The sequence below is a fragment of the Tessaracoccus lubricantis genome, assembly GCF_039544535.1.
GTDB classification, from domain to species: domain Bacteria; phylum Actinomycetota; class Actinomycetes; order Propionibacteriales; family Propionibacteriaceae; genus Arachnia; species Arachnia lubricantis.
Genome location: NZ_BAABLV010000036.1, coordinates 63,740 through 76,903, shown reverse-complemented (window position 1 = coordinate 76,903; position 13,164 = coordinate 63,740). Strand labels below are relative to the sequence as shown.

At 69.5% G+C, this 13,164-nt stretch carries 10 protein-coding genes and 1 pseudogene; 5 read left to right on the top strand and 6 right to left on the bottom strand.

Going from position 1 to position 13,164, the window contains the following annotated elements; genetic code table 11:
* Positions 1–76: 76 nt before the first annotated feature.
* Positions 77–982, top strand: a pseudogene (locus ABEA30_RS11480) (heme o synthase); the annotation flags it as partial.
* Positions 983–984: 2 nt separating this feature from the next.
* Here the strand turns inward: ABEA30_RS11480 and ABEA30_RS11475 are convergent.
* Positions 985–3,033, bottom strand: a complete 2,049-nt coding sequence (locus ABEA30_RS11475) for a S9 family peptidase (protein WP_345582948.1) — start codon at positions 3,031–3,033, stop codon at positions 985–987.
* A gap of 41 nt (positions 3,034–3,074) precedes the next feature.
* Between ABEA30_RS11475 and ABEA30_RS11470 the strand changes: the two genes are divergently transcribed.
* Both ABEA30_RS11470 and ABEA30_RS11465 read left to right on the top strand, forming a co-directional pair.
* Positions 3,075–4,403, top strand: a complete 1,329-nt coding sequence (locus tag ABEA30_RS11470; protein ID WP_345582946.1) for a DUF4921 family protein — start codon at positions 3,075–3,077, stop codon at positions 4,401–4,403.
* 76 nt (positions 4,404–4,479) lie between these two features.
* A complete protein-coding gene (locus ABEA30_RS11465; RefSeq protein ID WP_345582944.1) occupies positions 4,480–5,916 on the top strand; it encodes an MDR family MFS transporter in 1,437 nt (478 codons plus the stop codon).
* Here ABEA30_RS11465 and ABEA30_RS11460 read toward each other — a convergent pair.
* The 5 genes from ABEA30_RS11460 to ABEA30_RS11440 are packed head-to-tail and all read right to left on the bottom strand — an operon-like array spanning position 5,903 to position 10,842.
* On the bottom strand, positions 5,903–6,481 hold the full coding sequence (locus tag ABEA30_RS11460; RefSeq protein ID WP_345582942.1) for a DinB family protein: 579 nt from the start codon (positions 6,479–6,481) through the stop codon (positions 5,903–5,905). The genes ABEA30_RS11465 and ABEA30_RS11460 overlap by 14 nt on opposite strands.
* Before the next feature lie 6 nt (positions 6,482–6,487).
* The gene (locus tag ABEA30_RS11455; RefSeq protein ID WP_345582940.1) at positions 6,488–8,479 is read right to left on the bottom strand and encodes a M3 family metallopeptidase; all 1,992 of its coding nucleotides are present in this window, start codon (positions 8,477–8,479) and stop codon (positions 6,488–6,490) included.
* A 28-nt stretch (positions 8,480–8,507) separates the two neighbouring features.
* Positions 8,508–9,395, bottom strand: a complete 888-nt coding sequence (locus ABEA30_RS11450) for a COX15/CtaA family protein (protein ID WP_345582938.1) — start codon at positions 9,393–9,395, stop codon at positions 8,508–8,510.
* The gene (locus ABEA30_RS11445) at positions 9,383–10,144 is read right to left on the bottom strand and encodes an ABC transporter permease (RefSeq protein WP_345582936.1); all 762 of its coding nucleotides are present in this window, start codon (positions 10,142–10,144) and stop codon (positions 9,383–9,385) included. Before ABEA30_RS11445 ends, ABEA30_RS11450 begins: the two co-directional genes overlap by 13 nt.
* Positions 10,141–10,842 carry an ABC transporter ATP-binding protein gene (locus ABEA30_RS11440; protein ID WP_386084964.1) on the bottom strand — a complete coding sequence of 234 codons (702 nt, stop codon included), beginning with the start codon at positions 10,840–10,842 and terminating at the stop codon, positions 10,141–10,143. The genes ABEA30_RS11445 and ABEA30_RS11440 overlap by 4 nt, the downstream gene beginning before the upstream one ends.
* 172 nt (positions 10,843–11,014) lie before the next feature.
* On the opposite strand from ABEA30_RS11440, the gene ABEA30_RS11435 reads away from it, so the two are divergent.
* Positions 11,015–11,686, top strand: a complete 672-nt coding sequence (locus ABEA30_RS11435; protein WP_345582934.1) for a helix-turn-helix transcriptional regulator — start codon at positions 11,015–11,017, stop codon at positions 11,684–11,686.
* Between the two features lie 14 nt (positions 11,687–11,700).
* Positions 11,701–13,143: a Fe-S cluster assembly protein SufB gene (gene sufB, locus ABEA30_RS11430; protein ID WP_345582932.1), complete on the top strand. Its 1,443-nt coding sequence runs from the start codon at positions 11,701–11,703 to the stop codon at positions 13,141–13,143.
* The last annotated feature ends 21 nt before the right edge of the window (positions 13,144–13,164 follow it).

Below are 13,164 nucleotides of genomic sequence, written 5' to 3'. Positions count from 1 at the left end.
GCTCGGTGGGCGGGCGGGTAGACTGCGTCGGAAATCGCGAAGGGTGTGAATCGGGGTGCGTGTGGCGGTTCAGGCTGAGGCCCAGCCTACGGAGGCTCGTTTCACAGACGTCGTACGGGCGTACGTGGCACTCACCAAACCCCGCATCATCGAGCTCCTCCTCGTCACCACCGTGCCGGCGATGTTCCTTGCGGCAGGTGGCCTGCCGCCGTGGCAACTGATCGTGTGGACGATGATCGGCGGCATGTTCGCGGCCGCGTCGGCCAACACCTTCAACTGCGTCATCGACGCCGACATCGACGAGATCATGCGCCGCACCCGCCGTCGGCCCGTTCCCCGCCACCAGGTGTCCACGCGCAGCGCACTGGTGTTCGGCATCGTGCTGGGGGTGTTGGCCACGCTGGTGCTCGGCTTCGGGGCCAACTGGCTCTCGGCCGGCCTGGCGCTGGCCGCAAACGCCTTCTACGTGTTCGTCTACACGATGTGGCTCAAGCGCCGCACCTCCCAGAACATCGTCTGGGGCGGCATCGCGGGCTGCTTCCCGCCGCTGATCGGCTGGACGGCGGTGACGGGCTCGGTGGCGTGGCCGCCGCTGGTCCTGTTCGCGATCGTGTTCCTGTGGACGCCGCCGCACACCTGGGCGCTCGCGTTCCGCTACAAGGAGGACTACGCCGCAGCCGACGTGCCGATGCTGCCCGTGGTCCGGACGGCACCTCAGGTGGGGGCGCAGATCTTCTGGTACTCGGTGGCCACGGTGGTGGTGTCGCTGCTGCTGTGGCCCGTGACGCCCACCGGGTGGCTGTACCCCGCGGTCGCCCTGGTCACCGGCCTCATCTTCCTGGGGGAGGCGCTACAGCTGTGGCGCCGCGCCCGCGCCGGCCTGCAGGGGGCCCAGCTGAAGGCGATGAAGCTGTTCCACTACTCGAACACCTACCTCGCGATCCTGTTCCTCTCCGTCGCGATCGACCCCCTCCTCTTCTGACCTCAGAGGTTCTCCACCGCCCCCATGCGGCGGCCCTCGCGCTGCGCCGCCACGAACTCCAGCACCGTCTCGTACCAGACCTTCGCGTGCTGCGGCGTCAGGATCCAGTGGTTCTCGTCGGGGAAGTACAGGAAGCGGTGCGGCAGGTCGGCCGGGTCGCCGTCGAACGCGCTGGCCAGGGCCCACCACAGGGCCAACCCCTCACCGATGGGTACGCGGTAGTCCTTGTCGCCGTGGATCACCAGCATCGGCGTGGTGATCTGATCGGCGAACTGGTGCGGTGAGAACTTCGCCTGCATCTCGGGCGTCATCTCCCGGCTCCAGTACCAGGCCGCGTCCGTCGTCGGGCCGAAGCTGCCGAGGTTCCACAGCGACGCGTGGCTGACGATCGCCTTGAACCTGCTGGTCTGGGTGGCGATCCAGTTGGCCATGTAGCCGCCGAACGAGCCGCCCATCATCACCGACGTGTCGGCACGGATGTCGGGGCGGGCCTCCACCGCGTCGGTCAGTGCCATCACGTCGGTGAACGGCTCGGCCCCCCACCGGCCCCAGCCGCGTTGGACGTAGGCCTGGCCGTAGCCGGTCGACAGTGCCGGGTCGGGCAGCAGGACGGCCTGGCCGCGGGAGACGAGCAGCCACGGGCACCACCGCCAGGACCAGGAGTTCCACGAGTTCAGCGGGCCGCCATGCACCCACAGGGTCAGCGGGGCGGGCTGGTCGGGGGAGGCGTCCTCTGGGAGCACGAGCCAGCCGGGGACGCGCGTGCCGTCCGACGCCTGCGTCTCGACGCGTTCGACGCGGCCCGGGAGCGCCGGGTACTCGACGGGGGCGCGCAGCACCGTGGACGCGCCGGAGGTGGCGTCGACGGCCACGATCTCACCGGGGCTCGAGTACGAGGCCCTCACCGCATACAGCGTCGTGCCGTCGGGGCTGCGCAGCACCGACGAGTGCGCGCCGTCACCGGTGAGCCTGCGCACGTCCCCAGAGGAGACGTCGATCGCAAGGATCGGGCAGGCGCCGTCCTCGTCGGCCGTCACATACAGCGTGCCGCCGTCGGGCGAGAAGGCCACCGGGGTGCCCCAGCGGTCCCAGCCTTCGGCGGGGGCGCGGCCGTCGCCGGTGGCGACGTCGATCAGCCACACCAACGGCAGGGGAGCGCGCTCGGCGGTGGAACGGGTGGTGCGCACGCACGCCAGCGTGGCGCCGTCGTCACTGAAGACCGGGCTGCCGTACTCGTGGTCGTCCTCGGCCGCGATGGTGCGGCGCTCGCCGGAGGCCACGTCGATGAGTTCGAGCTGCGTCAGGGTCTCGCCGGCCGGCTTGGGCACGCCCCAGACGACGGCGAGCGTCGCGCCGTCGCGCGAGAGCACCGCGTCGTGCAGGGAGCGGCCCACGTCGCCGGTCAGGTCGCGCAGCCCCTCGAGCGCGAGGTCGCCGCTGCCGCCCACGGTTGCGGCCTTCAAACGCGTCGTCTCCGGGCCCAGGTCCTTGTCCCAGAAGCGCACCGGGTAGCCGTCATGCAGGATGGCGCTGATCTTCTTCTTGTCGCGGGCCTCCCGCCTGGCGGCGTCGGCCTCCTCGTCCTCGACGCCGGCATGCATGAGTACGCCCAGCACCACCGTGTCGGACACCGGGCTGGTCAGGACGCTGCCCCACCCGCCGTCGCGGCGGGCGAGCACGTACGCCTCGCCGCCGTCGGGCGGGAGGCACCACAGCGCCGTCGTCGACTTCTTCGGCGCATCCTCCCCAGCCGCCGGGACGTCACGCTTCGAGGTGAACAACAGCGAGCCGTCGCGCAGGAACGCCGCGGCGGCCTCACCCTGGACCGAGCGCGTGTAGCGCCTGGCGGGGGCCTCGCCGCGCGGATCGACGCGCCACAGGGCGCTGGTGTACTCGGTGCCGTCGGCGTTGACGCCCTGGACGGAGCACAGCAGGGTGCCGCCGTCGGGGGACAGGCTGAGGGAGCCGAGCCGGGGGAGGCGGATGTAGGCGTCGAGGTCCAGCCAGGGCGAATCGGGCGCTTCTGTCCGTGGGTGCGAAAGGTCTGTCATGACTTCCACCTTGCCACTGCTGCCGCGGCTAGTGTCGGGACATGACGCTGTTCGTGCGCGAACCCGAGTACATCACCGAACTGCGCGACGGGACCGTCAAGCAGCTCAACCCGTTCACCGGCACCGAGGTGTGGACGGTGCCCGGGCGCGGCGACCGCCCGCTGGGCCTGGTGGCGCCACACCCCCTGCCCCTGCGCGACGGAGAACTGGGCCGCCACTGCGCGTTCTGCGAGCAGCGCTACCTCGACACGCCGCCCGAGAAGTCGAGGGTGGTCCGGCACGACGACGGCACCTGGGAGACGCTCTACCGCACGCCCGCCGAGTCACTGTTCGACACGGTGGCGCAGTTCCGCCGCGTGCCCAACCTGTTCGAGATCCTCAGCTTCGACTACTGGCACGAGAACTACGGATTCGAACTGCCGCCCGCGGTGGCGGAGCGGCGCGCCGCCTACCTGGCCTCGCCCGCGGGGCTGGACCACGTGATGCGTGTGGTGGAGGCGAAGCTCTACGCCCGTGGCCTGACCGACGCGCAGGTGGCGGCCATGGGCCACGACGACCTGATCGCCCAGGCGTCCGGCTTCTTCGGCGGCGGGCACGACGTGATCATCGCTCGCCGGCACTTCGTCGACGATGCGGCCGACGACTCCCAGTTGGCGTCCTCGGGGACGCTCACCCCGGAGGAACACGCACAGTTCATCGCCTACACCGTCGAGTGCACGCGGATGGCCTTCGAGGTCAACAGGTATGCCAGGTACGTGGTGGTCTTCCAGAACTGGCTGAAGCCCGCGGGTGCGTCGTTCGACCACCTGCACAAGCAGCTCGTCTCCATAGACGACCGCGGCAACCAGCACGACGCCGCGCTCGTCCGGTTGCGGGCCAACCCCAACATCTTCAACGAGGCGGGGGCCAACTACGCGGCCCAGCACAACCTCGTCATCGCCGAGAACGAGCACGCCGTCGCGTTCGCGGGGTTCGGCCACCGGTACCCGACGATCGAGGTCTATTCGCGCTCCGAGCACTGCGACCCCTGGGACCAGCACCCCGACGAGATCCGTGGCATGTCCGACATGATCCACGCCATGCACGCCGCCACGGGTGCCGACGTGCCCACCAACGAGGAGTGGCACTACCGGCCCATCGACGTGAACCTGGCCATGCCGTGGCGCGTCATGCTGAAGTGGCGCGTCTCGACCGTGGCCGGCTTCGAGGGCGCCACGAAGATCTACCTCAACACGATCAGCCCCACCTCGATTCGGGACCGGGTCGTCTCCGCGCTGTACCCGCTGCGGGAGAGGGGCCTGGTCGCCGCGGGCCTGAGGATCGCGACGGAGGCCTCGTGCGCGCCCAACCCGCTGCGCTATTCCCGGTGATTGTTCAATCCACGGGCATCGCCTAGGCTGCTCGGGCGCGGCAGACCGCGCCGTCACACGAAAGGCAGTCCTGCTCGTGGGCAGTACTCCCCGCTCAACCCGAGGGGTCATCCCCATCCTGCTGGTGGCAGCGTTCGTCGTCATCCTCAACGAGACGACCATGAACGTGGCGCTGGCCTCCATCATGGCCGACCTCGCCATCAGCGAACGCACCGCCCAGTGGCTCACCACCGCGTTCATGTTGACAATGGCGGTGGTCATCCCCATCACGGGCTGGCTGCTCGACCGGCTGCCGACGCGCCGCGTCTTCCAGATGGCGATGGCGTTGTTCAGCCTCGGCACGCTCATCGCCGCCGTGTCGCCGTCGTTCGCCGTCCTGCTGCTCGGCCGCGTCGTCCAGGCCTCCGGCACCGCGATCATGATGCCGCTGCTGATGACCACCATCATGCAGCTGGTTCCGCCCGCGAAGCGTGGGCAGACCATGGGCAACATCTCGATGGTCATCTCGGTGGCGCCCGCCGTCGGCCCCACGCTGTCGGGCTTCATCCTGGAGGTCGGGTCGTGGCGGCTGATCTTCTGGGTCATGCTCCCCATGGCGCTGCTGATGCTGGCGCTGGGCGTGTGGCGCCTCACGGACGTCGGCGACGAGAAGCGCACGCCGCTCGACCTCATCTCGGTGGTGCTCACCGTGCTCGCGTTCGGACCGCTGGTCCACGGCCTCAGCCTCGTGGGCGCCGAGGACGTGGAGTTCTGGGTGCCGATGCTGGCCATCGGCGTCGGCGTGGGCGGTCTGGCCGCCTTCATGGCGCGGCAGTTCATCCTGCAGGCGCGTGACGCGGCGCTGCTGGACCTGCGCACGTTCGCGTACCCCACGTTCACCGTCGCGGTGCTGATGATGAGCATCGCCATGATGGCGCTGTTCGGCACGGTGATCATGCTGCCGCTGCTGCTGCAGCGCGCCTTCGGCATGGAGGCCATCCAGGTGGGGCTGATGCTGCTGCCCGGCGGCATCGCCATGGGCGTGCTGTCACCGTTCATCGGCCGGCTCTACGACAGGGTGGGCCCCAAGGTGCTCGTCGTGCCGGCGAGCTTCGTAGTGTTGGGCGTGTTCCTGTACCTGTCCACCATCAACCCCGCAATGCCGTGGTGGGGCATCATGGCCGCCCACACCGTCATGTCGGTGTCCTTCGCCGCCATCTTCACGCCGCTGTTCACGGTTGGGCTGGGGTCACTGCCCAAGGGCCTCTACTCCCACGGCTCGGCCGTCATCGGAACCGTGCAGCAGGTGGCCGGAGCCGCAGGCACCGCCCTGTTCGTGACCATCTTCGCCATGCAGACCGCCGCCGCCCGGCCCGCTGCTCCGACGGAGGCCGCTGCCATGCTGCAGGGCGCCCACTGGGCGTTCCTCGGCGCGGGCGCGGTGTGGACGGCGGCGCTCATCGCCGGTTTCTTCCTCCGCAAGCCCGAGGAGGAGGAGACCGCCGACGTCGCGGTGGAGGTCACTGCGGGCTGAAGCCCTCCGCGATCGCGGTGAGGCGCAGCACGTGCGTGTCCCAGCCGCCGTCCGGCTCCCACAGGTTGGGGCCCTCGCCCAGCAGCCCTGCGCGGCCGTCGATGCCCTCCCTGAGGATGTCGGCGTGCCCGGCATGCCTGGTGATGTCCGCCAGGACGTGCACCAGCACGTAGCCCAACGTGGTGCCGCCGCGCTCACCCCACCACGCCACGTGTCCGGGGGCGTCGAGGGGGGTCTCGTCGATGGCGCGGTCCACCTCCACGGCAACGGCCCGGTAGAGGTCGATGAGGTCCTCGGCGCGTTCCTCCGGGGTGGCGTAGAAGTCCCCGTTGGGGTCCTTGTCGAAGTCGATCTCGGGCAGGGTCAGCTCCGAGGCGCGCCCGAAACTGTCCACGAAGTAGCCATGCTCCACTGCCAGGCAGTGCTTGATGAGGCCCAGGAGGTTCGTGCCGGTGACGGTGCGGGGCAGGCGCAGATCACGCTCGCCCAAGCCCTCCGCCTTCCAGAGGAGCGCAGCGCGTTCGTGCTTGAGCTTGCGGTGCAGGATGTCCTTGAGCCCGTCCATGTCTCCTCAGATCGCCAGGCCGAGGCGCTCGAGCAGCGGCGTGAGCTCCGGGTCGCGGCCGCGGAAGCTGCGGTAGGTCTCCATGGGGTCCACCGAGCCGCCGGGCGCCAGGAGGGTCCGGCGGAAGTGCTCGCCGGCCTGGCGCAGCGTCATGGCGGGGGAGTCCCCCTCGGTGTTCTCCCTGAACCAGGCCACGGCGTCGGCGTCCATCACCTTGGCCCACGCGTAGCCGTAGTAGCTCGCCGCGTAGCCGCCGCCCCAGATGTGGGCGAAGTACTGCGTGCGGTACCTCGGCGGGACGAGGTCGTTGACCAGCCCGTACTTCTCCAGGGCGCGACGCTCGAAATCCTCCACCTCGTCTGCCGAGCCGGGCAGCTCGCCCAGCGGGGTGGTGTGCCAGACGAGGTCCAGCAGGGAGGCCAGCTCTGTCTCTGCGGTGGCGTAGCCCTGCCCGAACTTCGACGCCTCCTCCAGCTTGGTGATCCACTCGGCGGGCAGCACGCGGCCGGGCGTCCAGGCCCAGTGCTCATTGACCTGGCTGGGGAACTCGACGAAGTCCCGCGGCGTGTTGGCGCCCGAGAAGCCGGCGTAGCGCGAGTTGGCCAGCAGGCCGTGGAGGGCGTGGCCGAACTCGTGGAACATCGTGATGACGTCGTCCCACGAGATGGCGGTGGTGGTGGGGGTGTAGTTGCAGTTGTTGGTCACCACGGGCAGGTCCCCGGTGCGCCCCGACTGGTCCACGAGGTTGCTCATCCAGGCGCCGCCGTTCTTGGTGGGCCGGGCCCAGAAGTCCATCACGAACAGCCCGATGATGCCCTCGTCGTCATGCACCTCGTAGGTCTGGGTGCCGGGCACGTGGCCGTGCAGGTCCTCGCGGGGCGTGAACTTCAGGCCGTAGAGCTCGCCGGCGGCCGCGTAGACGGCGTCGAGCACCTTGTCGACCTGGAGGTATTCGCCCAGCTCCGCCTCGTCGAACGCGAACCGTTCGCGGCGCACTATGGCCTCGACAAAGGCCCAGTCGGCTGCGGTGAACTCGGCGCCGGGGTTGAGCTCGGCGTAGCGCGCGCGCAGCTGGGCGCCCTCGTCCACGGCCTTGGCCAGCGCGGCCTGCGCCAGCGGCACCAGCATGTCGAGGATGGCCTCCACCGTCTTGGCGGTGCCCGCCTCAGCGACGATGGCGGCGTGGTTGGGGTAGCCGAGCAGCGTGGCCCGTTCGGCCCGCAGCCGCGCGATCTCGACGACCACGGCGCGGGTGTCGAACTCACCGGCCAGCGCGCGCGTGGTGGAGGCCTCGAGGAGGCGACGGCGGACGTCGGCGTCGGCCAGCTTGGCGCCCAGGGGCTGCTGGGTGGTGTTGACCAGTTCGATGCGGTACCCGTCGTCTGTCTTCAGCGCAACCCTCTCGTCGTGGGTGAGGCCGGCGAGTTCCTCCTCGGTGACGGTGAAGCCGCCGGCCACCCGGGCCTCGCGGTTGAGGGTCTCGAACTTGCTGGAGAGTTCGGCCAGCCTCTTGTTCATCACCCGCAGGCGATCCTGGCCGGCGTCGTCGAGCGAGACGCCGGCGCGCCGGAAGGCGCGCAGCAGCTCGTCGAGCGCGTGGCGGTCCTCCGCGTCCGCCTCCGCCTCGCCCGCCGTGATGCGGGCCTCGAGGGACTGCAGGCGGGCGTAGAGCTCGCGATCGAGGTAGATCGAGTCGCTGTGCTCCGCGAGCCGCGGCGCGACCTCCTCCTCGATGGCGATCATCTCGTCCGTCGCGTCCGAGCCGTAGACGGCGAAGAAGGCGTTCAGGGCGCGGCGCAGCACGTCCTCCGCCGCATCCCAGGCGGCCAGCACGTTCTCGACGGTGGCCGGCTCAGCGTTTGCCCTCAGCTTGGCGAGCGCGCCGAGCTGGGTCCGCATGCCCTCCTCGATCGCCACGTGGTGGTCACGCGGGGTGGCGTGGGCGAAATCTGGCAGGGAGAAGGGGAGTTCGGTGCTGAGCACGGGGTTGATCGACATGGCCCCAGCCTAGGGGCCGCGCCCGACACTATGCGCGGCGTACTCCTGAACGGGTGCTGAAGAGCAGCCAGGCGGCTGCGGCGGTGAGCAGCGTCAGCCCCACCATGTGCAGCGCCACCACCAGGACCGGGAGCCCGAAGAAGTACTGGACGTAGCCGATGACGCCCTGCGCGGCGACGGTGACCAGCAGCAGGCGGGCGGCTCCCTTGGGCCGCTCGAGCCGTGCCCGCACGAAGACCGCCAGGCACGCGATGGACAGCCCGACGACGAGCCAGGCGGAGGCGGCGTGGATGCGCGCCACGAGTTCGAGCTCGAACCCGGTGCGGGGCGCGCTGGCGTCACCGGCGTGCGGGCCCGAGCCGGTGACGATGGTGCCGAGCCAGATCGACACCATGGTGGCGACGAAGGTCACGACGACGAGCCACCGCTGCCGGCGGCTGACGGGCGTGGGCTCCGCGCGATGGCCGAGCACCAGTGCCCAGACGCACAGCACGATGAGGGCCACCGACAGCAGCAGGTGCAGCGCCACGACGAAGGGGTTGAGCCGGCTCCAGACCGTGAAGCCGCCGATGACGCCCTGAAACGGGATGCCGATGCCGATGCCGAGGGTCAGCCACCAGAGGGTGGAAAACCGGCCGCGATTGCGCCAGGCGGCGATGAACGCGCCCAGCGCCGCAGCGGCGAGCACGAACGTCAGCAGCCGGTTGCCGAACTCGATGATGCCGTGGATCCCCGCCTCCGGGGTGGTGGTCCACGTGTCGGGGGTGCAGCGGGGCCACTCGGAGCAGCCCAGGCCGGAGGCCGTCAGCCGCACGACCGCACCGGTCACGACGATGCCCATGTTGCAGACCAGCGAGATCCACAGCCAGGTGCGCAGCGCCCTCTCGGTGGCGAAGGGTTTCCTCAGGACGTCCATGTGAAGACCTTCCGGGCCAGGAACAGGGTGCCGATGCACCAGAGGGCGGCCACGAGCAGCGGCCAGCCGAGCGCCACCCCTGAGGCGCCGTGACGCAGCGCCTCCCCGAGGGCGGCCGTGGGGAGCAGGCCGAGGACCGGCTCGAGCCAGGCGGGGTAGCGGTCCACCGGCAGCAGGATGCCCAGCGGCATCCCCACGATGTAGAGGAGGTTGGCCACTGCCAGCGTGGCCTCGGGGCGCAGCGAGCCGGAGATCGAGAGCGCGAGCCCGGCGAAGGCACCCATCGCCAGCGGAGCCACCGCCACCGTCGTGACGAGCGAGAGGGCGGTGAAGGCCGGGCGCCAGCCCATCGCCAGGCCGATCACCACGATCACGATTACCTGCGCCGCCGTGATCAGCGAGATCCCGAGGCCCTTGCCCAACAGGATCCCCGGCTTGCCGAGCGGGGTGGCCGCGATGCGCTCCAGCACGTTGTAGCGCCGCTCGAAGCCGGTGGCGATTGCCAGCGTGGTCAGGCACGAGCTCCAGATGACCAGCGCGAGCACCGACGGGGCCATCTGCTGCAGGCTGAGGCCGAGGGAGTCGCCGAAGACCGCGCTGCCCACCAGCACGGCGACGGGGATCACGATCGCCAGGATGGCCTGCTCGCCGTTGCGGAGGATGAGGCCGGCCTCCGTCGTGGCCTGTGCCCAGACCCGCTTGGCGAACGGGGCGGCGCCTGCCGCCGGCCTGAAGTCCAGTGTGCTCATGCGCGGTCTCCGGAGGTGTGCGTGAGGAAGGCGTCCTCGAGCGAGCCGTCCACGGTCAGTTCCTCGACGGTGCCCTCCGCGGTCACCCTGCCGCGGTCGACGATGTAGACCCGGTCCGCCAGCGCCTCCGCCTCGTGCATGTCGTGCGTGGTGAGCAGGATCCCGACGCCGTCGTCACGGATCCGGGCGAGCAGTTCCCACGTGGCCCGGCGACTGCGCGGGTCCAGGCCGGCGGAGGGTTCGTCGAGGAAGACGAGGTCTGGCCGGCCGACGAGGGCCCCGGCCAGGTTGACGGCCTGCTGCTGACCGCCGGAGAGGCGGCGGTAGGCGGTGGTGGCGAAGTCGTCGATCCCGAGCAGCGTCATGAGCTCGTCGACGGGCTGCGGGGTGGCGTAGAGGCGGGCGAGGTAGGTGAGCAGCCGCGCCGGCGTGATGCCGGACCAGGCACCCGTCGTCTGCGGCATGAGCCCGATGCGTGGCAGCACCTCCGGTGAGCCGGGTTCCCCGTCGAACAACCGCAGCTCGCCGCCGTCGGGCGTGGCGAGGCCGGTGCAGCAGCGGATGAAGGTGGTCTTGCCCGCCCCGTTGGGGCCGAGGAGCGCCGTCACGGCCCCCGCCTCGGCGTCCAGCGTCAACCCGTCGAGGGCCTGCTTCCTGCCGAAGGAGAGGCGCAGATCACGAGCTGTCAGGACGGGCACGACCGACAGCCTATAGGAGCGTGGAGGGGGCTTCGGACACTGCGGGGGAGCGCCTCGTCTCACCATCCGGATGGTTAGGCAAGCCTTGCTTGAATCGTGAAGAAGATTGGGATTGACTTTTGATACAGATGCGTAAGCTAATTCATGCGTGAAGAGTCTGGAGGTGGTCGTGATGGAGACGGAAGTAGTGGAGACGCCGACCCGCCAACGAGTCGTCGACCTCATCCTCAATGACGGCCCGCAGACCGCCAAGCAACTCGCCGACAGGCTCGCACTCACGCCGGCCGCCGTGCGCCGGCACCTGGCTTCCCTCCTCGACGACGGCATCCTGGCGTCCCGCGAGGAGCGCGTCTACGGTCCGCGTGGCCGCGGCCGTCCCTCGAAGGTGTTCGTGCTGACCGACGCCGGCCGGGCCGAGTTCACGCAGGCCTACGACGACCTCGCCATCGCCGCCATCCGCCGGCTCCAGGCCGTGGCCGGCCCCAACGCCATCCGCGAACTGGCCCACGACAGGGTCGAGGAGATCGAACAGCGCTACCTGCAGCTGCGGCAGGACGACCCGGAACTCGGCTGCCTGGACGCGCTCGTCGAAGTGCTCGACCTCGACGGCTACGCTGCCTCCGTGCGTCCGCTCCGGACGGGCGACCAACTGCTGCAACACCACTGCCCGGTGGCGCACGTGGCCGCCGAGTTCCCCATCCTGTGCGAGATCGAGACCCAACTGTTCTCCCGGTTGCTGAACAGCCATGTCCAGCGCCTGGCCACCATCGCCCACGGCGATGGCGTGTGCACCACGCACGTACCCCACCCGCTACCCACACCGCAGATCCCGAGAAGAAAGTGACGGAGAAGATCGATATGACTCAGACCGCACCCAAGGCGCCCGGCCTGGGCGCCACCCAGGACGAGCACCTCGAAGCGCTCTCGAAGTACGAGTACGGCTGGCACGATTCCGACGACGCCGGCGCCACCGCCGAGCGTGGCCTGAACGAGGCCGTCGTGCGCAACATCTCCGGCCTGAAGGACGAGCCGGAGTGGATGCTCGACCTCCGCCTCAAGGGCCTGAAGCTGTTCGACAAGAAGCCGATGCCGACGTGGGGTGCCGACCTCTCCGAGATCGACTTCGACAACATCAAGTACTTCGTGCGCTCCACCGAGCGCCAGGCGCAGACCTGGGACGACCTGCCCGAGGACATCAAGAACACCTACGACCGCCTCGGCATCCCTGAGGCCGAGAAGGCCCGCCTCGTCGCCGGCGTCGCCGCGCAGTACGAGTCGGAGGTCGTCTACCACAAGATCAACGAGGAACTGGAGCGCCAGGGCGTCATCTTCCTCGACACCGACACCGCGCTGAAGGAACACCCGGAACTCTTCAAGGAGTACTTCGGCACCGTCATCCCCGTCGGTGACAACAAGTTCGCCTCGCTGAACACCGCAGTGTGGTCGGGTGGCTCGTTCATCTACGTGCCCAAGGGCGTCGAGGTGACCATCCCGCTGCAGGCCTACTTCCGCATCAACACGGAGAACATGGGCCAGTTCGAGCGCACGCTGATCATCGTCGACGAGGGCGCCTCCGTGCACTACGTCGAGGGTTGCACCGCCCCGATCTACTCGTCCGACTCGCTGCACAGCGCCGTCGTCGAGATCATCGTGAAGAAGAACGCGCGCTGCCGCTACACCACCATCCAGAACTGGTCGACCAACGTGTACAACCTGGTCACCAAGCGCGCCGTCTGTGAAGAGGGCGCCCTCATGGAGTGGATCGACGGCAACATCGGTTCCAAGGTCACCATGAAGTACCCCGCCGTCTACCTCATGGGCGAGCACGCCCGTGGCGAGACGCTCTCGATCGCGTTCGCCGGCGAGGGCCAGCACCAGGATGCGGGCTCGAAGATGGTGCACTGCGCGCCCAACACGCAGAGCTCCATCGTGTCGAAGTCGGTGGCCCGTGGTGGCGGCCGCTCGTCGTACCGCGGCCTCGTCCAGGTCGACCCGGGTGCCCGCCACTCGGCATCGTCCGTGATGTGTGACGCCCTCCTGGTCGACACCATCTCGCGCTCCGACACGTACCCCTACGTCGACGTGCGCGAGGAGGACGTGTCGATGGCCCACGAGGCCACCGTGTCCAAGGTGTCCGAGGACCAGCTCTTCTACCTGATGAGCCGCGGCATGGAGGAGATCGAGGCCATGGCCATGATCGTGCGTGGCTTCGTGGAGCCCATCGCCCGCGAACTGCCCATGGAGTACGCGCTCGAACTCAACCGCCTGATCGAACTCCAGATGGAGGGCGCGGTCGGCTGACGCCGATCCAGCCCCGACGCC